General features: G+C 71.0%; 26 protein-coding genes. 3 read left to right on the top strand and 23 right to left on the bottom strand.

Annotated features, from left to right (window positions below; genetic code table 11):
* Nucleotides 1–2: 2 nt before the first annotated feature.
* The 10 genes from FCN18_RS13150 to FCN18_RS13105 form a co-directional block, all read right to left on the bottom strand.
* Nucleotides 3–2,033: an acyltransferase family protein gene (locus tag FCN18_RS13150; protein ID WP_228713921.1), complete on the bottom strand. Its 2,031-nt coding sequence runs from the start codon at nt 2,031–2,033 to the stop codon at nt 3–5.
* A gap of 367 nt (nt 2,034–2,400) precedes the next feature.
* Nucleotides 2,401–3,576, bottom strand: coding sequence for a fumarylacetoacetase (gene fahA, locus FCN18_RS13145; RefSeq protein WP_112268706.1), 1,176 nt, complete (start codon nt 3,574–3,576; stop codon nt 2,401–2,403).
* Nucleotides 3,573–4,451 (bottom strand): hypothetical protein, encoded by an 879-nt coding sequence (locus tag FCN18_RS13140; RefSeq protein WP_137095175.1) that lies wholly within the window; start codon nt 4,449–4,451, stop codon nt 3,573–3,575. The genes fahA and FCN18_RS13140 overlap by 4 nt, the downstream gene beginning before the upstream one ends.
* Nucleotides 4,448–5,647, bottom strand: coding sequence for a homogentisate 1,2-dioxygenase (locus tag FCN18_RS13135; RefSeq protein WP_137095173.1), 1,200 nt, complete (start codon nt 5,645–5,647; stop codon nt 4,448–4,450). Before FCN18_RS13135 ends, FCN18_RS13140 begins: the two co-directional genes overlap by 4 nt.
* A gap of 93 nt (nt 5,648–5,740) precedes the next feature.
* Nucleotides 5,741–6,277 carry a MarR family winged helix-turn-helix transcriptional regulator gene (locus FCN18_RS13130; protein ID WP_112268702.1) on the bottom strand — a complete coding sequence of 179 codons (537 nt, stop codon included), beginning with the start codon at nt 6,275–6,277 and terminating at the stop codon, nt 5,741–5,743.
* A 41-nt stretch (nt 6,278–6,318) separates the two neighbouring features.
* On the bottom strand, nt 6,319–7,662 hold the full coding sequence (locus FCN18_RS13125; RefSeq protein ID WP_137095170.1) for an MFS transporter: 1,344 nt from the start codon (nt 7,660–7,662) through the stop codon (nt 6,319–6,321).
* A gap of 15 nt (nt 7,663–7,677) precedes the next feature.
* A complete protein-coding gene (locus tag FCN18_RS13120; protein WP_137095168.1) occupies nt 7,678–9,096 on the bottom strand; it encodes an FAD-dependent oxidoreductase in 1,419 nt (472 codons plus the stop codon).
* Nucleotides 9,093–9,875 carry an SDR family NAD(P)-dependent oxidoreductase gene (locus tag FCN18_RS13115; protein ID WP_112268696.1) on the bottom strand — a complete coding sequence of 261 codons (783 nt, stop codon included), beginning with the start codon at nt 9,873–9,875 and terminating at the stop codon, nt 9,093–9,095. The genes FCN18_RS13120 and FCN18_RS13115 overlap by 4 nt, the downstream gene beginning before the upstream one ends.
* Nucleotides 9,868–10,704, bottom strand: a complete 837-nt coding sequence (locus FCN18_RS13110; protein WP_112269568.1) for an SDR family NAD(P)-dependent oxidoreductase — start codon at nt 10,702–10,704, stop codon at nt 9,868–9,870. Before FCN18_RS13110 ends, FCN18_RS13115 begins: the two co-directional genes overlap by 8 nt.
* Nucleotides 10,705–10,790: 86 nt before the next feature.
* Nucleotides 10,791–11,222 carry a nuclear transport factor 2 family protein gene (locus tag FCN18_RS13105; RefSeq protein WP_137095166.1) on the bottom strand — a complete coding sequence of 144 codons (432 nt, stop codon included), beginning with the start codon at nt 11,220–11,222 and terminating at the stop codon, nt 10,791–10,793.
* Nucleotides 11,223–11,382: 160 nt separating this feature from the next.
* On the opposite strand from FCN18_RS13105, the gene FCN18_RS13100 reads away from it, so the two are divergent.
* The gene (locus FCN18_RS13100; RefSeq protein ID WP_228713919.1) at nt 11,383–12,075 is read left to right on the top strand and encodes an IclR family transcriptional regulator; all 693 of its coding nucleotides are present in this window, start codon (nt 11,383–11,385) and stop codon (nt 12,073–12,075) included.
* Here FCN18_RS13100 and FCN18_RS13095 read toward each other — a convergent pair.
* Nucleotides 12,064–12,522 carry a MarR family winged helix-turn-helix transcriptional regulator gene (locus FCN18_RS13095; protein WP_113644628.1) on the bottom strand — a complete coding sequence of 153 codons (459 nt, stop codon included), beginning with the start codon at nt 12,520–12,522 and terminating at the stop codon, nt 12,064–12,066. The genes FCN18_RS13100 and FCN18_RS13095 overlap by 12 nt on opposite strands.
* 162 nt (nt 12,523–12,684) lie before the next feature.
* Here FCN18_RS13095 and FCN18_RS13090 point away from each other — a divergent pair, with 162 nt between their 5' ends.
* Nucleotides 12,685–13,644: an alpha/beta hydrolase gene (locus tag FCN18_RS13090; protein WP_112268691.1), complete on the top strand. Its 960-nt coding sequence runs from the start codon at nt 12,685–12,687 to the stop codon at nt 13,642–13,644.
* A gap of 48 nt (nt 13,645–13,692) precedes the next feature.
* Here FCN18_RS13090 and FCN18_RS13085 read toward each other — a convergent pair whose 3' ends face one another.
* The 10 genes from FCN18_RS13085 to FCN18_RS13035 form a co-directional block, all read right to left on the bottom strand.
* The gene (locus tag FCN18_RS13085) at nt 13,693–14,790 is read right to left on the bottom strand and encodes an ABC transporter substrate-binding protein (RefSeq protein ID WP_113644626.1); all 1,098 of its coding nucleotides are present in this window, start codon (nt 14,788–14,790) and stop codon (nt 13,693–13,695) included.
* A gap of 32 nt (nt 14,791–14,822) precedes the next feature.
* A complete protein-coding gene (locus FCN18_RS13080) occupies nt 14,823–15,635 on the bottom strand; it encodes an ABC transporter permease (RefSeq protein WP_112268687.1) in 813 nt (270 codons plus the stop codon).
* Nucleotides 15,635–16,465 carry an ABC transporter ATP-binding protein gene (locus FCN18_RS13075; RefSeq protein ID WP_112268685.1) on the bottom strand — a complete coding sequence of 277 codons (831 nt, stop codon included), beginning with the start codon at nt 16,463–16,465 and terminating at the stop codon, nt 15,635–15,637. Before FCN18_RS13075 ends, FCN18_RS13080 begins: the two co-directional genes overlap by 1 nt.
* 4 nt (nt 16,466–16,469) lie before the next feature.
* The gene (locus FCN18_RS13070; RefSeq protein ID WP_113644625.1) at nt 16,470–17,468 is read right to left on the bottom strand and encodes a dipeptidase; all 999 of its coding nucleotides are present in this window, start codon (nt 17,466–17,468) and stop codon (nt 16,470–16,472) included.
* Between the two features lie 17 nt (nt 17,469–17,485).
* The gene (locus FCN18_RS13065) at nt 17,486–18,163 is read right to left on the bottom strand and encodes a hypothetical protein (protein WP_137095164.1); all 678 of its coding nucleotides are present in this window, start codon (nt 18,161–18,163) and stop codon (nt 17,486–17,488) included.
* A complete protein-coding gene (locus FCN18_RS13060) occupies nt 18,160–18,906 on the bottom strand; it encodes an IclR family transcriptional regulator (RefSeq protein ID WP_158303098.1) in 747 nt (248 codons plus the stop codon). Before FCN18_RS13060 ends, FCN18_RS13065 begins: the two co-directional genes overlap by 4 nt.
* The gene (locus tag FCN18_RS13055; protein ID WP_137095162.1) at nt 18,903–20,648 is read right to left on the bottom strand and encodes a hypothetical protein; all 1,746 of its coding nucleotides are present in this window, start codon (nt 20,646–20,648) and stop codon (nt 18,903–18,905) included. The genes FCN18_RS13060 and FCN18_RS13055 overlap by 4 nt, the downstream gene beginning before the upstream one ends.
* A 384-nt stretch (nt 20,649–21,032) precedes the next feature.
* Nucleotides 21,033–21,983 (bottom strand): pirin family protein, encoded by a 951-nt coding sequence (locus FCN18_RS13045; protein WP_112268674.1) that lies wholly within the window; start codon nt 21,981–21,983, stop codon nt 21,033–21,035.
* Nucleotides 21,976–22,299 carry a GNAT family N-acetyltransferase gene (locus tag FCN18_RS13040; protein ID WP_112268672.1) on the bottom strand — a complete coding sequence of 108 codons (324 nt, stop codon included), beginning with the start codon at nt 22,297–22,299 and terminating at the stop codon, nt 21,976–21,978. The genes FCN18_RS13045 and FCN18_RS13040 overlap by 8 nt, the downstream gene beginning before the upstream one ends.
* A gap of 91 nt (nt 22,300–22,390) precedes the next feature.
* Nucleotides 22,391–23,227, bottom strand: a complete 837-nt coding sequence (locus FCN18_RS13035; RefSeq protein ID WP_112268670.1) for an oxygenase MpaB family protein — start codon at nt 23,225–23,227, stop codon at nt 22,391–22,393.
* Nucleotides 23,228–23,305: 78 nt separating this feature from the next.
* Between FCN18_RS13035 and FCN18_RS13030 the strand changes: the two genes are divergently transcribed.
* Nucleotides 23,306–23,950 carry a TetR/AcrR family transcriptional regulator gene (locus FCN18_RS13030; RefSeq protein ID WP_112269564.1) on the top strand — a complete coding sequence of 215 codons (645 nt, stop codon included), beginning with the start codon at nt 23,306–23,308 and terminating at the stop codon, nt 23,948–23,950.
* A gap of 135 nt (nt 23,951–24,085) precedes the next feature.
* Here FCN18_RS13030 and FCN18_RS13025 read toward each other — a convergent pair whose 3' ends face one another.
* Nucleotides 24,086–24,619 (bottom strand): 3-hydroxyanthranilate 3,4-dioxygenase, encoded by a 534-nt coding sequence (locus FCN18_RS13025; RefSeq protein WP_112268668.1) that lies wholly within the window; start codon nt 24,617–24,619, stop codon nt 24,086–24,088.
* 9 nt (nt 24,620–24,628) lie between these two features.
* Complete coding sequence (locus FCN18_RS13020) at nt 24,629–25,072, bottom strand: RidA family protein (protein WP_113644618.1); 444 nt, start codon at nt 25,070–25,072, stop codon at nt 24,629–24,631.
* Nucleotides 25,073–25,082 lie beyond the last annotated feature (10 nt).

The raw sequence follows: 25,082 nt of genomic DNA, 5'->3' as shown, positions 1-25,082 counted from the left end.
TGCTACTGCCAGCCGAGCGTGGCGACGAGCTGTTCGTCCAGAATGGACGACATGGTCTCCATGTAGGCGGCGGTGACGTGGTTGTCGTCGAGGTAGACGAGCACGTTGCCGATCACGGGCGGGCACACGTCCGGCGTGCAGAAGTAGTCGCTGAAGTCGAGGAAGTGGACGTTCGGCGGCAGGTCGGTGAGCGCGGTGTAGGGCGGGTCCGGCGCGAGCACCTCGGAACGCGGCGTGCTGCACTCGGGTGCGGCCGCGCCACGCTGCTCGACGCAGTCCGACGGGGAGGAGTCGTAGCGCGGGTTGTCGCGCACCGCCACCACGGGGATCCCGGCGTCGGCGACCCGCCGCCACTGCGCGACGTAGCCGGGCGGGGTCCACTCGGTGAGCCCCACGCGGACGTCGCGCGTGCCCATGGTGAAGACGGCGTCGGGGCGCAGCGCGATGATCTCGTCGGCCACCGCCGCGTTCCACTCCATGCACGTCAGGTCGCCCGGCGCGCCCTCGGAGTCGGTCGAGAACGGGCAGCCGCCCTTGCCCATCGAGATGATCTGCCAGTTCCGTTCGCGCGCGATGGGCCGCAGCGCGGCGTTGTACTGCTGCGAGTGCGAGTCGCCTGCGACCACGATCCGGCGCGACGGCTCGCCCATCGTCGAGGTCGCGCACACGACGAGCTCGGGGTGACGGTCGGACTCGTCGCACTCGTGTTCCTCGAAGAACGCGAACTGGTCGGGCAGCGCCGCGAACGGCGGCATCAGCGGGACCTGCTGCCCCGCCGGAGCCGCGGACCCACCCGCCAGCGCCTTGGCCCCCGGGTAGGCGGGATCGTCGGGCACGAACGTGAACGCGGACCGCTGCTGGCTCACGAACTGCCAGCCACCGGCGGCCACGAGCACGGGCACGAGCGCGGCGGCCCCGAACCGGTAGGCGCCCCACCGCGTGTACGTCCCGAACTTCGCGTCCCGCACCGGGTTCTCCACGAGGTGGTACGTGAGCGCGGCCAGCACGAGTGAGACGCCGATCACGAGCGCGCCGCCGCGCAGGCCGACCTCCTCCTGGTCGCGGGCGGCCAGATAGAACAGCAGGATGGGCCAGTGCCACAGGTACAGCGCGTAGCTGAGGTTGCCGAGGTAGGCGAGCGGCCGGGCCGACAGGAAGCGGTCGGCGCCCACGGGGCTGCCGGTGGTGCCCGCGACGAGCACGAGCGCGGCGGCGAGCGTCGGCCACAACGCGGCGTAGCCGGGGAAGACGGTGCCGACCTGGAGGACCAGACCACAGGCGACCAGGGCCGCGACGCCGAGCCAGCCCAGCACCCACCGCACCGCGACCGGCAGGACTATGACGTCGATCACCAGCGCGAGCAGGCCGCCCAGCGCGAACTCCCAGACGCGGGTGAGCGACATGAAGTACGCGAACGGCTGGTCCACCGCGGTGAGCCACACCGAGTAGGCCAGCGACACCGCGAAGACGATGCCCAGCGCCCCGGCCAGCGAGCGGCGCAGGCTCCAGCCCGCGCGCCGGGCCGCCAACACGACGAGCGCCACCAGCACCGGCCAGACCAGGTAGAACTGCCCCTGGATCGACAGCGACCAGAAGTGCTGCACCACGCTGGCCTGGTCGTGCTGGGCGAAGTAGTCGGCGGAGTCGGCGGCCAGCTGCCAGTTCTCGACGAACAGCGCGGCGGCAACCACCTCGCGGATGGTCTGGAACCACCGGCCCTCGGGCAGCAGCAGATAGCCCAGCACGACGGTGGCGAGCAGCACCGTCATCGCCGCGGGGAAGAGCCGCTTGATCATGCGACCCCACATCGGCTGGAAGGCGATGCGGCCGCGCACGCTCGCGCGGTAGAGCTGGCCCGTGATCAGGAAACCCGAGACGAGGAAGAAAACGTCTACGCCGCCGGAGATCCGGCCGAGCCAGACGTGGTAGATGACGACGAGTACCGCGGCCAAGGCCCGCAGACCCTGTAGCTCCGGGCGAAAACGTGTCTGCCCGGTCACCCGCTCGAAGCCCTTTTCCCTTCCGCTCAGCACTCCGTGCACGGTACAGGCGCCGATCAGCGAGCCGACAGGGAGCCCGTTCCTTTCAGGACCGCACAAACCCCACCACAGCCGCGAGTCGTGCCCTACCGACGCCGAATCGTGCGTTTCCGGCGCGGGGTGCGGCTTGCCGGGGTGTTGCACAGCTGAACGAGTCGTGGCCCGGGTTCCTGAGCGACTACCGCCTGCGGTGCCGCGCGCGACCCGGCGGCCGCTGCATGACGTGCGGGTGGATGTCGCCGACCGCCTCGCGCATGTGCTCGACGTCGTCGTCGTTCGTCCCGGACAGCCCACGCCGAACGCGCGACTCACGAGCCGGGGCACACGACTCGCGAGTCCGGGAAGGTTCCGTTCGCGCGCCTCAGCCTTTCGCGGGCACGATCCGGCCGGCGACCTCGCCGAAGCCGATCCGGCCACCGTCGGCGCCGGGCGCCGTGGCCGAGATCACCACCTCGTCGCCGTCCTGGAGGAAGGTGCGCTGCTCGCCTGCCACCTCGACGGGCTCCCTGCCGCCCCAGGTCAGCTCGATGAACGCGCCGCGCTGCTCCTTGGCGGGGCCCGAGATCGTGCCGGACGCGTAGAGGTCACCGGTGCGGCTGGTGGCGCCGTTGACGGTCATGTGCGCGAGCATCTGCGCGGGAGACCAGTACATCTCGCGGTACGGCGGGCGCGTGACCTCCTGGCCGTTCCAGACGACGGAGAGGTCGATGTCCAGGCCCCACGGCTCGCTCTCCCGCAGGTACGGCAACGGCTCGGGGTCCTGCGCGGGCGTGGGCACGCGCGCGGCCTCCAGCGCCAGTATCGGCACCACCCACGGCGAGATCGACGTCGCGAAGCTCTTGCCGAGGAACGGACCCAGTGGCACGTACTCCCACGCCTGGATGTCGCGCGCGGACCAGTCGTTGACGAGCACGGCGCCGAACACGCGGTCGGCGAACTCGTCGCACGGCACGGCCGAGCCCAGCTCGGAGCCGGTGCCCACGATGAAGCCCAGCTCGGCCTCGATGTCGAGCCTGCGGCACTCACCGAAGGTCGGCGCGTCCTCGTCCGGCGCCTTGCGCTGCCCGCTCGGACGCACGATGTCGGTGCCCGAGACCACGACGGTGCCCGCGCGGCCGTGGTAGCCGACCGGCAGGTGCTTCCAGTTCGGCATGAGCGGCTCCGCGTTGGGGCGGAACAGCCTGCCGAGGTTCGACGCGTGGTGCTCCGAGGCGTAGAAGTCGACGTAGTCCGCGACCTCGACGGGCAGGTGCATGGTCACCTCGCCAACCGGGTGCACGGCGGCGTCCGGCACGTCACCGGACACCAGCTCGGTGATCCGCCGCCGCACCTCCTCCCACCGCGCGCGGCCCTGCGCCATGAACGCGTTGAGCGAGGGCCGGGCGAACACGTCGTCGCCGAGCGTGGTGGAGAGGTCCACCACCGAGTCGGCCACCCGTACGCCCACGCGGGGTTCGGTGCCCGGCGTCGAGAACACGCCATAGGGCAGGTTGGCGAGCCCGAAGGGCGAGCCCTCCGGGATGTCGATCCTGGTCACGCGTTGACTCCTTCTCCGCTCGCCAGCGCGGAGGGAACCAGGTCCAGCTCCACGAGCTCCGCGAGCGGCTCGGTGATACTGCAGGTGCCGAAGGACACGAAGGCCCGCCGCGCGGAGGCGGCCCCGGCCTCGCCGAGGCCGCGGACCCCGGCTGCGACCGCGCCGCCATCCCGCTCGGCGAGCAGGCCGCGCAGCGCGGCCTCGTCGGCGCCGCGAACGGCCGCGTCGGTGGCCAGCAGCAGGTTGAGGAACCCGTGCTGCTCGAAGCCGGTCTCCGGGTCGGTGTTGCGCAGCGCGTGGTGCAGCCCGGCCGTGGCCTTGAACGGCACGCCGGCCGCGACGACGGCCGCGATCGCCGAGGCCAGCTCGGCCTCGTCCGGGTAGAGCTCGGCGCGCACTCCCCCGGTGCGGAACTTGGCGCGGTCGCCGCGCCGCGCGAGCGCCGCGATCACCTCGGCGCGGCGCTCGTCGCGGGGCACCTCGACGTACACGGTCACGTGCTCGGCCCCCGCGCGGGCGCGGTCCAGCGCGGCGAAGAACTCCGCCACGCCCATCCCCGGCGGCACGGCGACCTCGAAGGCGGCGAGGTCGGCCTGCAGCGTGCTCACGATCGCGAGTGCGGACGCGATCTGCGCGGGGCCCTCCGGCGCGGTCACCGACAGCTCGATCCGCTCGCCCGCCGGCAGCAGCGGGCCGAGCTTCGCGAGCGCGGGCTCGGCGAGCACGAGCGGACCCACCAGCTGGCCGTAGGCGGAGGCCCGGTGCCGCACATGGGCGGGCACCGCGTCCGCCAGCGGGGCGAGCCCGGGAGGGAACACCGCCGCGTCGTCGCACAGGCCGCGGGCAAACGCGGGCAGCCCGCTCGACGAGGTCACGGCTTCGGCCCCCGCCCCGCCCACGTCCAGGCGTAGTCGGTGTCCTCACAGGCGAGTGCGCCCTCGCCGAGTTCGAGCGGGCGGAACGTGTCGACCATGACGGCGAGCTCGTCGAAGAACTCGGCGCCGATGCTGCGCTCGTAGGCGCCGGGCTGCGGGCCGTGCGCGTAGCCGCCCGGGTGCACGGAGATCGAGCCCTGGCCGATGCCGGAGCCCTTGCGGGCCTCGTAGTCGCCGCCGCAGTAGAACATGATCTCGTCGGAGTCCACATTGGAGTGGTAATACGGCACCGGGATGGACAGCGGGTGGTAGTCCACCTTGCGCGGCACGAAGTTGCACACCACGAAGTTGCTGCCCTCGAACACCTGGTGCGCGGGCGGCGGCTGGTGCACGCGCCCGGTGATGGGCTCGTAGTCGTGGATGCTGAACGTGTACGGGTACAGGCAGCCGTCCCAGCCCACCACGTCGAACGGGTGCGTCGGGTAGACCATGCGCGTGCCCACGATCGCGCCGCCGGCGCGGTGTTTGACGAGCACCTCGACGTCGGCGCCCTCGCCGTGCACCAGCTCGGTGGGGCCGTGCAGGTCACGCTCGCAGTAGGGGGAGTGCTCCAGCAGCTGGCCGTAGCGCGAGAGGTAGCGCTTCGGCGGCGCGACGTGGCTGTTGGCCTCGATCGCGTAGGCGCGCAGCGGGCCCTCGCCGTGCGGCAGCCAGCGGTGCGTGGTGGACGTCGGGATGATCACGTAGTCGCCTGGCTTCGCCTCCAGCGTGCCGAACACGGTCTCCACCGTGGCCTGGCCGGATTCGATGTAGACGATCTCGTCGCCCACCGCGTTGCGGTAGAGCGGGGAGTCCTGTGTGGACACCACGTAGGAGATGCGCACGTCACCGTTACCGAGGATGAGCCTGCGGCCGGTGACCACGTCGGTCTCGGCCCATACCTCCTTGGGGAACAGCTCGTGCAGCTTGAGGTGCCTCGGCTTGAGCGGGTGGTTCGGCGTGGTCGTCTGGTCGGGCAGCTCCCAGACCTGCGAGTCGACGATCGCCGAGGGCAGGCCGCGGTGGTAGAGCAGCGACGAGTCCGACGAGAAGCCCTCCTCGCCCATCAGCTCCTCGTAGTAGAGGCCGCCCTCGTCGGTGCGGTGCTGGGTGTGGCGTTTCGGGGGCACGGTGCCGACCTGGCGGTAGTACGCCATGACTGCCTCCTCGCTGTCGGTCGTGGGCAGGAATCAGAAACCGCCCTGCCCATATAGTTCACGCATTTACTACCTCGCGTCAAGAGGTGGCCGTCAGTTGCGGCCGCGGACGTCGAACTGGTCCCGGTTGCTGACGAGCTTGTCCAGCAGCATGACGAGGATCCGCTGCTCGGCCTCGGTGAGCACGCTGGCCCACTCGTACTCGCGCTCGTTCTGCTCGCGGAAGAGCTCCACCATCTCCTCGGTGCCACGCTCGGTGAGCGACAGCAGCACCGAGCGTCCGTCGTGCTCGCCAGGGGTCCGGGCGAGCAGGCCGTCGGCGACGAGCGTCTTGGCGAGGTTCGACACGGCCGCCCTGCTCATGCCCGTGAGCTCGGCGGCCTTCTTCGCCTCCAGCGGCCCGGCCAGCCACGTGACGAACAGCAGCCGGAACCCGGACCACGACCGGCCGCGCGGCCGGTGGACCGACGCCTCGAGGTCGTAGGTGACGATGTTGGAGGCCCGGTTGAGGGTCAGCAGCAGCTCGGTGGCGAGCTGATGCCGGAATCCGTACTCGGTGGCGAGCCTGCGGTTGGCGAGCTCGACGAACGACCAGAAGTCCAGTTCGCCGTGCTCGCCGTCCGCCGTCATGGCCTCACCTTAACGTCGCCATCGAGTAGTACATATTGAAACTACTTTACCGCGGCAGTGGGAGCATCCGCGACATCCGCGACGCGGCGGTCCCGCGGCGCCTTGACGAACGCGAGCATCGCCGCGCACACCAGCAGGCAGCCGATCGGGAAGTACAGGCCCGCCGAGACGTTGTCGACGGTCGCGCTCTTGCCGATCACGTACGGGCCGAAGAATCCGCCCAGCGCGGCGATGGAGTTGATCGCGGCCAGCCCCACCGCCGTGTGCTCCTTCGACAGCACCCGCGACGCCATCGCCCAGTACGGGGCCATGTAGCCGAGCACACCGATGCCGACCATCGACAGGCAGCTCAGCGCGATCGCCGGCGAGTGCCGGAACTGGATGGTGCCGAACAGGCCGAGCGCCGCGAGCACCATCAGCGCGATGACGTGGCCCTTCCGCTCGCCGGTCCGGTCGGAGTTGCGGGCCACCAGCAGCATGCCCAGCGCGCCGACGAGGAACGGAATCGCGCCGAGCAGGCCGATGTTGGTCGCCGAGTACGACGGGTCCATCTGCTTGACGATCTGCGGCAAAAAGAACGTGAACCCGTACAGGCCGCACGCGGCGAACAGGTTGGCCACGGCCAGGTAGAGCACCTTGCGGTCCTTCATCACGCGCAGCTGCCCCAGGAAGGTCTCCTTCTCCTCGGGCCGGTACTCCCTGGCGATCTCGCCCTCCAGCCAGTCGCTCTCCTCCTTGCTGAGGAAGCGCGCCGTGCTCGGCACGTTCGGGAGGTAGAACAGCACGAGCACGCCGATGAGGACCGCGGGCGCGCCCTGCAGCACGAACACCCAGCGCCAGCTCGACAGGTCGAGCCAGTGCACGTGGTCCAGGATGAACCCGCCGGTGAGGCTGCCGAGGATCATCGCCACCGGCTGCGCCAGCGCGAGCGCCGCGATCGCGCGGCCGCGCTCCTTCGACCGGAACCACAGGGTCAGGTACAACAGCAGGCCAGGGAACAGGCCGGCCTCGGCGACACCAAGGACGATGCGGGCGATGTAGAGCTGCGTGACGTCGTGCACGAAGCCCGTCACCACGGTGACGATGCCCCACGAGATCGCGATCCGCGCGAGCCACAGCCGCGCGCCGACCCGCTTCATGATCATGTTGCTGGGGACCTCGAACACCACGTAGGCGAGGAAGAAGATCGCCGACGCGACACCGAACGTGGCCGCGGTGAGGCCGAGCTCGTGTTCCATGCCGAGCTGGGCGTAGCTGATGTTCGCCCGGTCCATGTAGTTGAACACGTACAACAGTCCGACGAGCGGCAGGATCCGCACCGACACCTTCCGGACGGTGCGGGCTCCCAGCTCGCCGCCCCCGGCGGCCGTGATGGGGTTGGGCATGCGTTCTCTTCTTTCTCAGCGTTGAGTCGTGGCTGCGTTGCGGCCGGCGATCCGGCCCATGGTGAGCGCGCCCGCGACGGCGTTGCCGCCGCCGACGTAGCGCTGCCCGAGCACGCCCGCGCCGGCCTCACCGGCGGCGAACAGCCCTGGGATGACCTCGCCCCGCTCGTCCAGCACCGCGGCGCCGGCGTCGATCTCCAGTCCCGCGTGCGTGCAGACCAGCTCGGCCGGGAGCACGCGCGCGGCGTAGAACGGGGCTTCGTCGATGGGCTCCGGGTTCTGCCGCGAGCCCTTGTTGGCCAGCGTGCGGTGCCGCTGGAAGTCGTCGTCACGCCCGTGCGGCAGCTGGTCGTTCCACCGCCGCACGGTGGCCTCGAGCGTCTCGCCCGGCACGCCGATCTCGGCTGCGAGACCGGCGAGCGTTGCCGCCCGCACGGTACGTCCCGCGTCGGCCTCGGCGGCCACGTGGTCGGCGTCCCAGTGCGCGTAGCCGGGCGGCAGCGAGCGCCGCGCCCGCTCGTCGAAGACGGCCCACACCGACCCGCCGTGTGCCTCGATGATGCCGGTGGACACGGCGTACGAGGCGTCCTCGTCCATGAACCGGCGCCCGCTCGCGTCGACGTACACGCGCGACTTCGGCGGGAAACCCGACTGCCAGTGGTGCAGCCGCTGGAAGTACGCAGTCGGCAGCATGAGGCCCCAGCCGTCGCCGGCCACCGACGCGCCCACGGCCTCAGCGAAGCGCAGGTGGTCGCCCCTGCTTCCCTCGGCGGCCACGACGAACAGGTCCTCGCCCGCGCGCAGCGCGGCCGGATAGTAGCGGGCCAGCAGCTCGCGGTCATGGGCGAACCCGCCGCTGGCCACCACCACGGCGCCCGCGCGCACCCCGAGGTCGTCGGCGACGACGCCGCACACGCGGCCGTCCTCGGTGAGCAGGCGCTGCACACGGGTGTTCAGCACCACCTCGACCCCGCGGTCGCGGGCGGCCTTGGCGAGCACCTGCACGAGCCCGTAGCCCTGGTCCTTGGGCACGTGCCCGCGCCAGACGTCCTCCACGCCCGCCTGGCACAGGCCCGGCATGTGCGCGTTGGCCGATACCTTGGCCGGGACCTCGACCCCGAGACCGATGAGCCACTCCAGGGTCGGGCCCGCGTGCTCGCAGAACGCCGAGATGAGCCCCGGGGCGAGCAGCCACTGGTTGAGGTCCATGTAGTGCTGGAAGAACCGCCCCGGGGTGTCCTCGATGCCGAGGGCGGCCTGCACGCTCGTACCCGCGGCGGTGAACAGCCCCGCCGAGAGCTGGGTCGAGCCGCCCAGCTCGCGCTCAGACTCGAAGAGCAGCACCGAGGCACCCTCCTCGGCGGCCGTGACCGCGGCGGCGAGCCCCGCTCCGCCGCCGCCGATCACGATCACGTCGAACCCGTCGCCGGTCACAGCCGTCCTCCCGCCTCGCTGGTGATCCGGTGGTAGAGGCCGTTCGACACCAGGCCGCCGTCCACGGTCAGCTCGCTGCCGGTGAGATAGGTGGAGCGGTCGGAGAGGAGGAACAGCACGGCGTCGGTGATCTCCTCCGGCGTGCCCACGCGGCCTGCCGGGATGCTGCGCACGGCGGACTCCACGAAGCCGCCGGAGCCTTCCAGCAGCGCGGTACCGACCAGCCCGGGGTGGACGGAGTTGACCCGGATGCCCCACGTGGCGAAGTTGCCCGCGGCCGATTTGGACAGTCCGGTGAGGCCCCACTTGCTGGAGGAGTACGCGGGCGAGAAGTAGCCGATCTGGCCGGAGATCGAGGAGATGTTGACGATCGAGCCGCCGCCGGAGTCACGCATGAGCCCCGCGACGGCCTTCATTCCGTAGAACGGGCCGTAGAGGTTGACGCGCAGCACGAGGTCCCAGATCTCGTCGCCGGTGTCGAGGAACTCCAGCCGCCGGGAGATGCCGGCGTTGTTGACGAGCCCGCCGAGCGTGCCCCGCTCTGACTCGATCTCGGAGACCACGCGCGCCCACGCCGGCGCGTCGGTGACGTCGAGCGCGTGCACCGACGCCGAGCCGCCCGCGTCACGGATGCGCTCCGCCACGGGTGCCGCGTCGGCGACGTCGGCGAGGCACACGTGCACGCCGCGCTCCCCCAGCGCCAGTGCGTGGCTGGCGCCCATGCCCGATGCCGCGCCGGTCACGAGCACCACCGAGGGGTAGCCGATCTCCTCAGACATGCCGCGAACCGCCGTCGACGGCGATGCTGTGCCCGGTCACGTAGCGGGCGCTGTCGGAGAGCAGGAACAGCAGCGGGCCCACGACCTCCTCGGGAGAACCGAGGCGGTGCAGGGGAACCGTGTCTAGCGCGTGCCGCAGCGCGGCCGGGTCCTCCCGCACCCAGCGGGTCATCTCGGTGTCGATGTAGCCGGGCGCGATGGCGTTCACGCGGATGCCCTTGTCGCCCAGCTCCACCGCGAGCGACTCGGTGAGGTGCGCGACGGCGGCCTTGGACGTGCAGTAGGCGCCGCGGCCCCGGCGCACGCGGATCGCCGACACCGAAGACATGTTCACGATCGCACCGCCGGGGCCCAGGTGCCGGGCCGCCGCCTGCGCTCCGAAGAGGACACCCTCGACGTTGACCGACAGCGTGGCGTTGATCTGTTCCGGCGTGATCTCCTCGACGAGCGCGAACGGGAAGATGCCGGCGTTGTTGACCCAGAAGTCCAGCCGCCCGAAGCGTTCCAGCGCGAGCCGGGCGAGCGCCTCGTGCTCGGCGGCCCTGGTGACGTCCACGCCCGCGCCCACGACCGTGCCCGGCTGCTCGTGCGACGCCAGCGTGGCGAGCGACGCGTTCAGCTCATCCGCCGTGGCGGTCATCTGCTCGGCGTTGAGGTCACCGCCGACGACGTGGACGCCACGGGCCGCCAGTGCCGCGGTGAAGCGGGAGCCCATCCCCCGTGCCGCGCCGGTGACCACCGCGACCTTGCCCGGGAACTCCGGGTAGACGGCGGTCATCGGCGTGTGCAGCACGCGCCCTTCTCCGGTGGGCTCGGCAGCGCTGGTCATGCGTGGGTACTCCTTGAGTGTCGTGGGGTTCTCGGTGGGCGCAGTGAAGGCCACCTTCACTGCGTCGAACGCAGTGAAGGTGGCCTTCACTGCGGCTGGTCGTCGCGGCGGACGACGCGGCGCCGGATGCGCCAGCCGTCGCCACACTGCACGAGGTCGTCGGTGATCGTCGTCTGGCGCACGAGCCGGGACGGCTCGCCGCCCGGGGTGGTGACGATCTGCAGGTAGGCCTGCACGGTCGCGTGCCGCTCCCCCGCCGAGCGGACGAACAGGTTGGTGAGCACGTGCCGGGTCACCTCGCCGCGGGCACGGGCGTCGGCCGCGAAGCGCTCCGCGAAGGCCGTGAGCGCGTCCGTGCCGGTGACCGGTGCGGGGTAACTGGGCGAGACGAACTCGCCGTCCGTAGTGAAGGTCAGCGCCCAGTCGCGCGCGTGGCCCTCGTCGATGAGGTGGCTCTGCTCGCCGTAGAGCTGCTGGACGGCGGCGAGCGTCTCGGGAGCCACGACGCTGGGTGACACGGGGAACCTCCGGTGCTGGGCACTGCCGGGCGGGTGGTGCCGCGCCGACTGGCGTGCTATTATCGCACGCAGCGTGCGATGTACGGAAACAGTAGGTTGGCCGCACGCGCCCTGTCAACGCCTGTTCATGCCCGCCCACGTCTGCCCAGGGGGAAGCCTCGTGTCCGCTGAGTCCGTGCCGCTCGACTCGGGAATGTCGAAGACGCTGCACAACGGGCTGCAGATCCTGGAGCTGCTCGTCCAGCACCCGCAGGGTCTCTCGCTCACCGATATCGCCGAGGGCATCGGCGTGCACCGCACGGTGGCCCACCGGCTCGTCCGCACGCTGGAGGCCCACCAGCTGTGCCGGCGTGACCGGTTCAAGCGGATCTCGCTCGCCGCGGGGCTGGTCCGGCTGGCCGAGCCGGTGGAGCAGGACCTGCGCACGCTGGCGAGGCCGCTGCTCGAGGAGCTGACCGACGCCACACAGGCGACGTCGCACCTCGTCGTCCGCGAGGGCCGGGATCGCGTGCGGATGCTGATGATCGTGGAGCCGAGGCAGGCGCGGATGCACGTGTCGTTCCGCGTGGGCCAGGTCGATCCGATAGACCGCGGCTCGGCCGGGCTCGCGCTGCTCGCGGCCGAGCCGCCGGTGGCGGGCGAGCGGGAGGAGATCGCACTCGCGCGCAAGCGCGGGTACGCCGTGTCCTACGGCGAGATCGCCTCGTCGGTCATCGGCATCACGGCGGTGGTGCCCCACCACGGCACCACGCAGGCCGGGCTCGGACTGTCCCTGTTCGAGGCACCCGACGAGGAGCGGCTGGGCGGGCTGGTGGTCGACGCCGCCCGCAGGCTCGGCGACCTACTGCGGTAGCGCGGCGCGGTAGGCGTTCACCGAGTCGGTGAGTTCGCGCAGCGTGGTGCGCAGCTCGTCCAGCCCGGCTCCGTCCAGGCCCATCGCGTCGCCGACCAGGCCGGGCAGCGGCACGGCCTTCGCGCGCAGGTCGTCGCCCTTCGCGGTGAGCGTGACCAGCACCGAGCGCTCGTCGTCGCTTCGCCGCTCCCTGCGCACCAGCTCCAGCTTCTCCAGCCGCTTGAGCAGTGGGGACAGCGTGCCCGAATCGAGTTGCAGGGCACGCCCGAGGTCCTTCACGGTCAGCTCGTCGCGCTCCCAGAGCGCGAGCAGCACGAGGTACTGCGGGTAGGTGAGGCCGAGGTCGTCGAGCAGCGGCCGGTACAGCGCGGTCACGGCGCGCGAGGCCGCGTAGAGCGCGAAGCAGACCTGGTCGTCGAGCACCGGTCCGGCCGGCTGTTCCGCCATGACACACCCTCCCTCCGGGCAGCCCCCCGATCCTTCCCCGGCAGCACCTGGCACGCAACCCGGCTGTGACAGATCCCATTTAGCCAAATTAAATTGCGCACAACTCAGTTATGCCCGATGAGCCTGGGGAGCCTCCCCGGCCGGACAGCACAGGAGCCAGCGATGACCGCCAACCCGCACGACCTCGCTCTCGAACCCGCCGCCCAGGCCTTCGCCGAGGCCACCGACAACCCGCCGTACCTGTACGAGCTCGCCCCCGAGGAGGGCCGCAAGACGGTCGACGAGGTCCAGGCGGGAGACATCGCCAAGCCCGGCACCGAACTGGAGGACCTCACCATCCCCGGCGGGCCGACCGGCGAGGTGCGCGTCAGGATCGTCCGCCCTCGGGGCGTCTCCGGCCCGCTCCCCGTGATCGTCTACCTGCATGGCGCGGGCTGGGTCTTCGGCAACGCGCACACCCACGACCGGCTCATCCGCGAGCTGGCCGCCGGAACCGGTGCCGCCGTGGTCTTTCCGGAGTACGACCGTTCCCCCGAGGCGCGCTACCCCGTGGCTGTCGAGCAGAACTACGCCACCGCGGTGTGGGTCGCCCGGCACGGCGCCGAGCGCGGCCTCGACCCGGCACGCATCGCGATCGCGGGTGACTCCGTGGGCGGCAACATGACCGCCGCCGTCACCCTGCTCGCGAAGCGGCGCGGCGACGTCGAGTTCCGGCAGCAGGTGCTCTTCTACCCGGTGACCGACGCGAACTTCGACACCGGCTCCTACGAGCAGTTCGCCACGGGCTACTTCCTCTCGCGCGAGGGCATGAGGTGGTTCTGGGACCAGTACACGACCGACGCCGCGCAGCGCGCCGAGATCACCGCCTCGCCGCTGCGGGCGAGCCTCGACGAGCTCGCCGGGCTGCCGCCCGCGCTCGTGATCACCGCCGAGGCCGACGTGCTCCGCGACGAGGGCGAGGCCTACGCCGCGAAGCTGCGCAGGGCGGGCGTCCCGGTCGTGGCCACGCGGTACCAGGGCGTGATCCACGACTTCGTGATGCTCAACGCCCTGCGCGAGACACACGCCGCCGGGGCAGCGATCGGCCAGGCGGTCGCGACCCTGAAGGCCGCGCTCGCCTGACCGCGGTGGGCAGGACCGGGCCGGCCGGGCCGGCCCGGTCCTCGCGCGTCAGCCCTTCCAGCTCAGCGCTTCCTGCTTCACGGCGTCCACGTCGAAGTCGTTGTAGCGGTCGGCGAGGCTGTAGTCGACGAGGCCGCTCGCCTCCAGGTCCACGGCCTTGTCGACCATGCCGTAGCGGGCGAGCTCGTCGACCGTGTGCTGCATCGCGGCCGCGTCCTGCACGCCGTACTCGCCCGACGGCCCCGGTCCGCCCGTGACGTCGAGCCGCATGCCGAGGATGCGCACCGCCTGCTCACGCGCCACCTTCTCGTCGGTCGCGGCCGGTTTGGACTGCGGGAACTCCGCCCAGTGCATCGCGATCGCCGCCTCGGGGTTCTCCTGTGCGAACACCATCGCCTTGAAGAACGCGCGCACCATGCCGACCACGCGCTCCGGCTCGTTCTCGATGCTCTGCTTGCGCACCACGAGCGCCGAGGTGCCGGTGAGGTCGTTGAGCGGGGTCTCCAGCTCGCGCAGCGGCGTGCCCAGCAGGTCGCCGATCACGACGTTGGGCCCGTCGTAGCCCGCGTAGGCCTGGACCTCGCCGCCGCGCAACGCCTCCGCGGCCTGCGCCCCATAGCCGACGGGCAGGTACTCCACATCTGCCTCGGGGTCCATACCTGCCTGCGCGAGCACGCCCTTGGCGTAGAGGTTGCTGATCGAGGTGAGCGTGCTCGACCCGATCGTCTTGCCCTTCAGGTCCCCCACCGTCCTGATCGGACTGTCCTCAGGCACGGCCACGCGGAAGATGTTGCCGTTGGTGAAGCCCACCACCGCGAGCCCGTCGTCCTTGCCCGCGGCCGACGCCACCGCGTTCATCGACGCGTACGTCATGAACGACTGCCCGGTGGCGACCGACTGCACGGCCGACAGGGCCGTGTCGACGGGCTGGATGGTGACGTCGAGCTTCTCGTCCTCGAAGTAGCCCGCCCGCAGCGGCACCGACGTGTACGACGCGGTGGTGGCGGTGAGGGACTTGTCGGCGACGGCGAAGATCAGGCTGTCGCCGCCCTGCGCGCCGGTGGTGCCGCAGCCGGCGAGCGTGACGGCGGTCAGCGCGGCGGTGGCGAGGCCGAGTAACCGCCTGCGCGGGATGTTGCTGGTCATCGGATCTCCTCGGGGTATGGGGACGGGGAGGGTCAGCGGTTGCGGCGCACGAGGCGCTCGAGGATCGTGAGGGCGCCGTAGAGCGCCAGGCCGAAGACGGACAACACGATGAGCGTGGCGTAGGTCGCGGCCACCTCACCGGTGGTGGTGAACTGCTGGATGGCGTAGCCGATGCCGGTGCGGGACGCCACGAACTCACCGACGATGGCGCCGATCAGCGCGAGCACGGCCGCGCTGTTGAGCGCCGGGAAGATGAACGCGAGCGCGTTGGGAATGCGCAGGTAGCGCAGTTCCTGCCACTTGCTCGCCCGCAGCGACCGGAAGAGGTTCACCTCGTCGTCACTGACCTCGGTGAGGCCCGCGATCGTGTTGGTGAGCACCGGGAAGAACGCCAGCAGCGCGGCCAGCACCACCTTCGGCGCGAGGTCGTAACCGAAGATCGCGACGATCAGCGGGGCGATGGCGACCTTCGGAAAGGTCTGCGAGATGAGGATGTACGGGTAGACGGCGTTGCGCACGATCGGCGAGAACGCGAACGCGGACCCCACCACGAGAGCGGCGACCACGGCGAGCACGAAGCCGAACAGGGTCTCCTGCACCGTGGCCGACAGATGAGGCCACAGGCTGCCGTCGGCGATCATCTGCCCGAGCGCCGCCAGCACGTCGCCGGGCGGGGCGAGCAGCAGCGGCGATACCGCGCCGGACGTGGCGAGCACGTGCCACGTGGTGACGATGGCGACGAAGATCAGCACGGCGAGCGCCGCCGACTTCGGACCGGCGCCGCCGCGCGGGCGGGGTGGTTTGGCCGTCTCGTCCGCGACGCTGGAGGCGAGCTGGGTGGCCATCAGTGTTCTCCCTTCCGCTCCCCGAGGCGCGCGTCGTCGAGCACCGCGCGCACGTGCCGGATCGCCTCGTAGAACTCGGGGGTGTTGCGCAACGCGCGCTCGCGCGGGCGCGGCAGCTCCACCGGGATGTTGGCGTGGACGCGGCCGGGCCGCGCGCTCATCACCACGACGCGGTCGGAAAGGAACACCGCCTCCGAGATGCTGTGGGTGACGAACACGACCGTCTTGGGCTCGTGCTGCCACACCCGCAGCAGCTCGTCGTTGAGGTCCTCGCGGGTGAACTCGTCGAGCGCGCCGAACGGCTCGTCCATGAGCAGCAGCGACGGCTGGGTGATCAGCGAGCGCGCGATCGCGACCCGCTGCTCCATGCCGCCGGAGAGCTCCTTGGGGTGGTGCTTCTCGAACCCGGCGAGCCCCATCAGGCCCAGCAGGTCCACCGCCCTCGCCTCGCCCTCGGCGTTCCGCGTGCCGTCGATGTCCAGCGGCAGGCAGATGTTGTCGAGCACATTGCGCCAGCGCAGCAGCGTGGGCTTCTGGAAAGCGACCCCGATCTGCGGCAACGGCTCGGTGACCGTGGCCCCGTCGATGGAGACCGTGCCGGTGGACGGTGTCAGCAGCCCGGCGATCATCTTGAGCAGCGTCGACTTGCCACAGCCGCTCGGGCCGATCAGCGAGACGAACTGGCCCGCCTCGATCTCCAGGTCCACATCGGACAACGCATGGACGAGCTTGCCCTTGCCCTCGAACGTCTTGGTCACGGCGCGAGCCGTGATGGCGGACGGCGCGGCGGTGGCGCGCGCGGGCCCGTCCGCCAGTGTGCGGGTGGCCATCGGATCACTCCTCTCGGCTGGGCTGGTCTGTGCCGCCACCGGGCAGCACCTCGGCGTAGAAGCGCAACCAGTTGCCGCCCATCACGGCGGCGACCGACGACTCGTCGAACCCGTGGCGGCGCAGTGCCTCCTCCTTGGCGGGGAACGCGCGGGTGTCGGGGAACCACGGCAGCGGCGGCTGCTTGCCCGGGTTGCTCGCGGAACCGGCGCCGTACTGCGGCTGCATGCTCCAGCGCCCCTGCCGCATCCACTGCAGGTGCTCGAAGGTCACCTTGCGGCCGAGGTCGGTGCCGATGCCGACGTGCTCGATGCCGATGAGGTCCACGGTCCGGGCGACCATCTCGGCCCACTTGTCGATACTCTCGGCATAAGGGCCGGAGATGTTGCGGTAACCGGATACTCCGAGCACGCCACCACGCGCGGCCAGTCCTTTGAGGACTTCGTCGGACTTGTTGCGGCGGTGAGGCACGAGCGACGCCGCGTTGGCGTGGGTGACGGCCACGGGCTTGGCCGAGTGCTCGATGGCCTCGATGCTGGTGCGGTCCCCCACGTGCGAGAGGTCGATGGCCATGCCCACGCGGTTCATCTCGGCCACGACCTCCCGGCCGAAGCGGGTGAGGCCGCTGTCGGGGTCGTCGTAGCAGCTGGCGCCGATGTCGTTCTGGATGTTGTAGGTCAGCTGCGCGACGCGCACGCCGAGGTCGGCGAACAGCTCCACGAACCGGATCCGGCCCGCGAGGAACGCGCTGTTCTGGAACCCGAGCAGGATCGCCGTCCTGCCCCCGGCCGCGATCCGCTCCACGTCGGCGGCGGTGCGCGCGATGGCGATCAGGTCGGCGTTCTCCCGCTCCAGCTGACGCCATGCGGCCAGGGAGTCCATCGACTCCAGCGCGTCGCCCCAGTATCCGCACGTCACCGTCACGCAGGCGAGCCCGCCCTCACGCAGTTCGGTGAACACCTCGCGGTCGAACTCGCTGCATTCGAGTCCGTCAACGTAATGCACTTGGTTCTCCTGTCGCTTCAGGACGCGGCCTCGGCCACGTAGTCGGGATCGGTCTCGGTGAGCCCCTCGCCGCCGGTGAGCAGGGCGGCCCCGGCGTGGTTGCGGGACAACGGCGTGTCGACGGTCAGCGCCTCGTTGGACCGGTGGTAGAGGCGCCACCACAGCGCGGCCGGGACGGTGAGCCCGTGCAGTGCGGCCTCGAGCAGGTGCTCGCCGCCCGCCATGGCCGCACGCGAGCCTGCCGGGACCGCGGCGGTGGCTTTCGTAGCCGCCAGCACCCGGACGCCGCCCGTACCGCTCACGCGCACCCTGGCGCCGAGCCGCGCGCCGAGTGGCTCGGCGGCTCGCAGGAGCTCGGCATCGGCCAGATCCGTCACGGTCACCGTCGCGGCATCGTGCTCGCTCACCGTCGCGACGGCCAGGTCGAGCAGGGCGGGCACGGCGAACGGCGCCGGGATTCCCCGTGCCGCCACGCTGATCCGGGGCCCGTCCTCCCCGGTGATCTCCGGGGTCGCCCAGCCGCCGGGGGCGCGCCCGTCGAGGAAGGCGAGACCTTCCAGCCCGAGCGCCTCGGCGGCGACGACGGCCTCCCTCACCGCGGCCCACGCGCCCTTGGGGACGCCGAGCAGCATCACGATCCGTTCGGTGACCAGGCGGGTCTCGCGCAGGCTCACCCGCAGCGTCTCCGCGCTCATCGAGCACCGCCCTTTCCGGAGAGCACCTCGTTGACCTCCTCGGCCCGCCGCAGCAGTGCGGTCGTGGCCTTCTCGACGTCGAGCCTGCTCGCCGGGCCCGCCAGGCTGAGCGCGCCGACGCAGCCGCCGTGCACGTCGAAGACGGGCGCGGCGATGCCGGTGACGCCGTCGAGCCAGCGCCCACTGGAGGTCGCGTAGCCCGCCTCGCGGATCGCCGCGAGGTCCTCGGCCGCGGGCACCTCGACACCGCGGTTGCGCAGGTCGTCGAGCTGACGCTCGGTGGCCCACGCCATGAGCACCTTCCCGGAAGCGCTGCGGCCCAGCGGCATCTGCGCCTCGGCGCGCAGGTCGACCTGCAGAGTGCGGCCGGGCTCGAGCCGCTGGATGATCGTGGCGGTGTCGCGTTCGAGAATCGCTAGCGAGACGGCCTCGCGGATCTCCTCGACGAGCCGTTCCATCGCGGGCAGCACGCGGTCGGCGAGTCCGGCCTGCCGCAGCGCCGACTGCCCGACCCACGCGGCGCGCAGGGTCAGCCGGTAGGCACCCTCGTCGGTCTGCTCCATCCACCCCGCGGCGGTCAGGGTCACCAGCTGCTGGTGCACGGCGGCCCGCGACCAGCCCAGCTCCCTGGCCAGCTCGGAAACGCGCACCGAGCGCTCCGCCTGCGCGACCGTCTCGAGCACGCCGAGGCTCTTCAGCGTGGTGGACAACGGCTGGGTGCGTGGCTTGCTCTCCTCGCTCACGCGCGGTCTCCTCCGTTCCGCCCGGCACCGGGCTCGGCCGGCCACCACCACACGCTCTCGTCGCCACGCGCGATGTCCTCGCGCGTGGGAGCGCCCTGGAAGATCAGGCCGCGCAGTGTCCGGTTGAGATAGTCCTTTGTCCGGTCCAAACCGTACAGTGCGCCGTTCATGAGCCGGATCAGCCTCGCTGGCACGAACTCCACGTCCAGTGCGTCCACATAGGGCTGTGCGTAGGGGTTGCCGCGCAACGCCTGGAAGCGCTCGATAGCGGCGAGCTGCTCGGGGTTGTCGAAGAGGAACCGTCCTACCCGGACCCGCGGATCATACGTGTCCAGCTGCGCGCGCAGCGCCCGCGCGAGCCCCGGCACGTCCACGGAGAGGTCGAACCCGCCGGGCACCTCCTCGCGGGGGCCTGACCTGGGTTCCTCCGACGACCGTGACTTGTACCAGATGCGCCTGCGGTCGTGCTCGCCCGCGATGGGCAACTCCAGCGCCCAGCGGTACTCCTCTTCGAGCAGGCGGCGCAGCTCGCCGATGGTCATCCCGGGCTCGCGCACCAGCTGCTCGTCCACGAGCAGCTCCTCGGTGAGCCGCGTGCACTCCTGCGGCACGAACTCGATCAGCAGCGCGTCGAGCGTCTCCTCGGTCTCCGCGGTGACCGTCCCGGCGATCTCCCCGCGCAGCTGCTCGAAAGCGGGCACCTCGGGACCCGCGAACCGTTCCCCGGCCTTCAGCCGGGTGACGAGGCCTCGGACCTTCTCCAGCTCCGCGGCGACGTGCTCGCTGGCCGGAAAGACGTTGTAGCTCATGGGATCCTGGCGCCGGTAGGTGATCGCGCGGTCCAGCAGCCCGAGCAGCGTGTCCCAGCGTCCGTCGGCTTCGGACGGATCGAGTCTGCGCGCCGCGAGCAGCGCGCGTTCGCGCAGGGTGAGCCAACGGTCGACGAGCCGGGGGTGGTTGGCGACGAAGAGCACGAGCCCGAGCGCGGAGCCGTTGCCGAGCCCCAGGTAGCGGCGGTACTCGGTCGCGAGGGGCACCGCACGCGACGACACGCCCCGCGCGAGGCGTTCGCACAGGTCGGCGCTGAACTCTCGCATGAGGTAGGCCGTGAGCATCTGCGCGTGGTAGGGCACGCGCAACGGGTGACGGTCGCCGTAGGAGATGAAGGTGCGGGTGCCGAACGTGCCGTTCGCGTCGAGACCGGTGTTGCGCATGAGGTAACCGATGCCCCGCAGCACGTGCGGGTCGGGCTGCCGGCCGTCGGCCAGCGCGCGGACGCTGTGCTCGAACGCCCTCAGGCTCCGGTTGGAGCGGCACCAGACGAGCGTGCCCGGCGCGGCGCGGCCGGCGTAGAGCTTCGGCAGCTCACGGCGGGTCTGCTCGATGCGCGCCTCGTCGGCCTCGCCCTCCCACAGGGCGCCGACCATGTCCCAGCTCTGGCCGATGATGCGCGGGGTGCGGTCGACCATCCTCGGCTCGGAACTGAAGGCGGCGAAGGAGAACACGTCGCTTCCGGTGTCCACCCGGTACACCGCGACGCCGTCGCCGGCGTCGGACACGTCCATCGTGGACAGTTCGATGTTCCAGCGTTCCCGGGTCATCTTCTCGATCAGTGACCGGCTCGCACTGAGCCGGGTCGGCTGCATGGCCGCCAGTCGCCGCGGATCCATCAGCTCGGCGGGATCGCGGAACGCGAGCCCCTCCGCCGTGGCCGCGGGGGCGGGTCTGCCGGCAGTACGCATCCACCCAACCTTCGCTTCGATGTGTGTCATGAATATCTTGACAGCGTTCGCTTTTACATGACACTATGTGCTCGAGGTTCCCCGCACAAGAGTTCCCGCGCAGTTGATCTGCTCGTAACCGATGCGCGAGTCGCGCACTCAGGACCGCGAGTTGCGCACTCAGGACCGCGAGTTGCGCACTCAGGACCGCGAGTTGCGCACTCAGGACCGCGAGTTGCGCGTTCGCGGCGGCGCGCCGGGAGCGGCGGGGCTACGGGAACAGGGAACCCGCGGTCGCGAACGCGGAACTCACCGTCGGGAATGCAGAACTCGCGGTCGGGAACGCGGAACTCGCCGTCGGGAATGCAGAACTCGCCGTCGGGAGCGCAGGACTCGCGCGGCGCGTCAGCGGCGGCGGCGCGGCGTCAGCCGGACGCCCGGGAGCCCGGGCGCGGGAATGCGCGCGTCACCGTGGCCGGCCACACGGCCGAACCGGGACGTGTCGCCGGCCTCCCAGCCGGCGCGGGCCTCGGCGATCTCGTCGTGGCCGCGGCCGACGAAGTTCCACCACATCACGAGCTCGTCGGGAAAGGGCTCGCCGCCGAGCAGCACCGCCCGGGCGCCACGCGCCGAGGACACCGGCAGCGACGTGCGCCCGGTACCGAGGTACAGCAACGGACCCACCGCGAGCGGGGTGTCCGCGACCACCGCCTCACCCTGCACCAGGAGCACCGCGTACTCGAAGTCCGGGCGCAGCGGCACCTCCGCCCCGGCGCCCGGCTCCACCGTGAGCTCGGCGCCGACGATCGGCGTGTACACCGTCGCCGGCGAAACCGCCTCCCCCAGCGAGCCGACCAGCACCGTCGCCCGCAGCCCGCCGTTCTCGTACGACGGCAGCGACACGTGCTGCTCGAACGCGGGCGCGACGCCGGTGCTCTCCCTCGGCAGCGCGACCCACAGCTGCAGGCCGTGCAGCATCGGCTCGGAGCCGAGCGAGAACTCCGAGTGCACCACCCCTCGCCCGCCGGTCATGAGGTTGAGCTGACCTGGCCGCACCACCACGTCGCTGCCAATGCTGTCGCGGTGCCGGATCTCGCCCGCGATCGGCCAGGTGACCGTCTGCAGCCCGATGTGCGGATGCGGCAGCACGCGCATGTCGGAACGTGCGGGACCGAACTGGTCGAGGAAGCACCAGGCGCCGACGGTCGGCAGTGCCCGCTGCGGCAGGACCCGGTCGACCTGGATCCCCCGCACGCCGCCGAGCGGCACCGTCCTCGCCCGCAGCAGCTCGGTCACCGCGCCGTGTTCCGCCGTGCGGCACGGCGTCACCTCCGGGCTGGCGTCGAGGTTACTCATCGGCCTTGCCGTTGCCGCGCCAGTGGACGTGCTCCTCGTACCGGTCGGAGTTCTTGCGCACGTAGCTCGCGATGAACGGGCACACCGGCACGATCACCCGGCCCCGCGCCACGGCGTCGTCGAGCGCACCGGCGGCGAGCACCTTCCCGAGCCCCTGCCCCGCGAAGGCGTCGTCCACCTCGGTGTGCAGGTACACCGTGCGCTCGCCCTGTTCGCGGTACTCGGAGAAGCCGGCGAGCCGCTCACCCGACCACACCTCGTAGCGGCTGAGCTCGTCGTTGCGGACCACCCGCGGCTGGGTCACCTGCTCGGTCATGTGCCTCATCCTTCCCGCGTCGCCTGTCCCTGCAACACGCTAGCCACCCGGGATCTTCCCCGCGAGCGGCGGCGGACGGCGAAGGCCGGGCTCAGACGAGGGGGCGGCCGGTGCGCAGCCTGCGCCGCAGGTCCCAGAGGTAGGCGTTGTAGGGGAACTCGCGCAGGGGCTTCGGCAGCGGTCTGATGACCCGCGCGATGGTCCGCATGAGCCGGTCCCAGCGGCGTTGCCGGCGCGGCGTCCAGGGCAGCCGCATCTCGTCACGGAACCGCTGCGGCAGGAAGCCCGTGGTGACGAACCGGTTGAACGGCCCGAGCAGCAGGCTCACGATGCGCGGCATGAAGCGCAGGGTCGCGATGCCGTAGAGGTACTCGCGCACGGTGTCGTCGATGTGGACCTGCTCGAGCGAGGAGTTCCAGTACTTCTCGAACGCGGCCCGGTCGGCGGGCCACATGTCCTCGCGAACCTGCAGCGTGGTGCCCAGCGGCGCGGCGGCGCGGTAGACCGCCTCCAGCTCGCCGGGCTCCAGCCTGCCCGCGAAGACGTGGTAGATGTCCTCGAAACCCTTGTAAAGGCAGGCGGCCACCCAGAGCTGCAGGCGAGGGTCCATCGCGCTGTACTTCACCGGGCTGTCCTTGGTCGAGCGCACCTGCATGTGCTGCTTGTCGACGGCACGCCGGTAGGCCAGCCGCTCCTCCTCGGTGCCCAGCGTGGCCACGGCGAGGTAGGTCAGCGTGGTCCGCGTCCGCTTGACCGGGTGCTTGAAGACGTTGCCGTCGTCGACTCTGCTCTCCACCACGCCGTACCCGACCCCGGGTCGCGCCAGCTGCATGATGATGTTCGCCGCGCCGGCCATCAGCCCCGCACCGATGACCATGTCGTCACGGACTTCCAGCATCGTCTCCGGCTTCTTCGCGGTGGTGTCCATCGGCGACCCCCTTCATCTGCTCACGCCCGTTAGCAGATATGCAACCGCGTCCTCCCCGGAGGTGTCAAGATGGTCGGCATGGACTCCACACCTCTGCGGACCTATGGCGGTGTCACGGGTAGTGACCGGCAAGCCGAGCGCAGGGCCCAGCTCATCGAAGCGGGTCTGGAGCTGCTCGGCGCGCGCGACGGCGAGCAGAACCTCAGCGTGCGCGGGGTCTGCAGGCAGGCCGGACTCGCGGCGAGGTACTTCTACGAGAGCTTCCCCGATCGCGACGCGTTCGCGATCGCGGTCTACGACCACGTGGTGGAGAACATCGCGGCGACCACCCTGGAGGCGGTCAACGCGGCTCCGCGGGACGCGCGCGCGAAGATCCGGGCCGGACTGGGCACGCTCGTGCGGACAGTCGCCGAGGACCCGCGGCGCGGGCGGCTGCTGTTCTCCCCCGCGCTGAGCGGCACCGTCCTCGGCGAGCGCCGCGTCGAGTCGACCCGCCTGTTCGTGCGGCTGCTCGGCCTGCAGGCGCGCGAGTTCTACGGCGTGCACACCAGCACGCAGCTCGAGATCACCGCCGAGCTGCTGGTCGGCGGCCTCGCCCAGACCCTCACGTCGTGGCTGGACGGCACGCTCTCGGCGAGCCAGGAGGAGATCGTCGAGTACTGCGGCGAGATCTTCCGCACGGTCGCGGAGCACACCGATCTCGATGCGTCCGCTGCGGACTGATCCGGCCGGAACGCGCAACTCGCCGTCCTGAGTGCGCAACTCGCCGTCCTGAGTGCGCAACTCGCCGTCCTGAGTGCGCAACTCGCCGTCCTGAGCGGGGGACTCGCGGGCTGGAGCGGGGGACTCGCGACGGCATCAGCCCTTGCCCGGGTGCTTGGTGCCGCACGCACGGCACACGCGCGCCTGCTCGTCGGCGTAGAACGCCTCGAACACCGGCGGCAGGTCGGCCACGATGTCGCGCACCTGCAGCTCGACCTCGTACACGAGCGCAGAGCAGTTCGGGCAGTACCACTGGAACTTCTCCAGCGTTCCCTCCTTGCGGACGCGCTCGATGACGATGCCGATGGAGCCGGCCTCGGGCCGCTGCGGCGAATGGGGCACGTTCGGGGGCAGCACCCACATCTCGCCCTCGCGGATGTGCACGGGCTCCACGCCGTTCTCGGTGACGATGTCGACGTGGATGTTCCCCTTGATCTGGTAGAAGAACTCCTCGTACGGGTCGACGTGGAAGTCGGTGCGCGCGTTGGGCCCGCCAACCACCATCACGATGAAGTCCTGCGACCCCGGGAACAGCTGCTTGTTGCCGACCGGCGGTTTCAGCAGCGCCTGGTTCTGCTCGAGCCAGCCGGGAAAGTGGACGGGAGCGGTGATGCCGGTCGTCTCGGTCATGTCGTCCTCCTACTCCATTGTGGACCGCGGCAGCACGGCCACGGCGGACATCTCGATCAGCAGGTGCGGATGCGGCAGCTGGTGCACCGCGACGGTGGTCCTGGCGGGCCCGTTCTCGTCGAAGAACTCGCCGTAGACGGCGTTGTAGCCGCCGAAGTCGTTCATCGAGACCAGATAGGTCGTGACCGACACCAGGTCCTCCAGCCCGGCGCCGACCTCGGCGAGCACATCGCGGAGGTTGCCGATGACGGCGCGGGTCTGCTCGCGGATGTCGAGCGCGGTGGTGCCCAGCTCGTCCACGTCGGCGCCCGCGATGGTGTTGTCGGCCCTGCGGCTGCTGGTGCCGGAGAGGAACGCGAACCCGTTCGCGACCTTCACGTGCGGGTACCGGCCGCGGGGCCTTGCCTTGCCCGCGACCGTGCGCGCGGCGCGTGTGCCGCCGTTGCCGTCCATGGGTCCCCTT

This window comes from Prauserella endophytica (genome assembly GCF_005146945.1).
Taxonomy (GTDB): Bacteria; Actinomycetota; Actinomycetes; order Mycobacteriales; family Pseudonocardiaceae; genus Prauserella_A; species Prauserella_A endophytica.
This window is presented reverse-complemented; position numbering and strand designations above follow the sequence as displayed.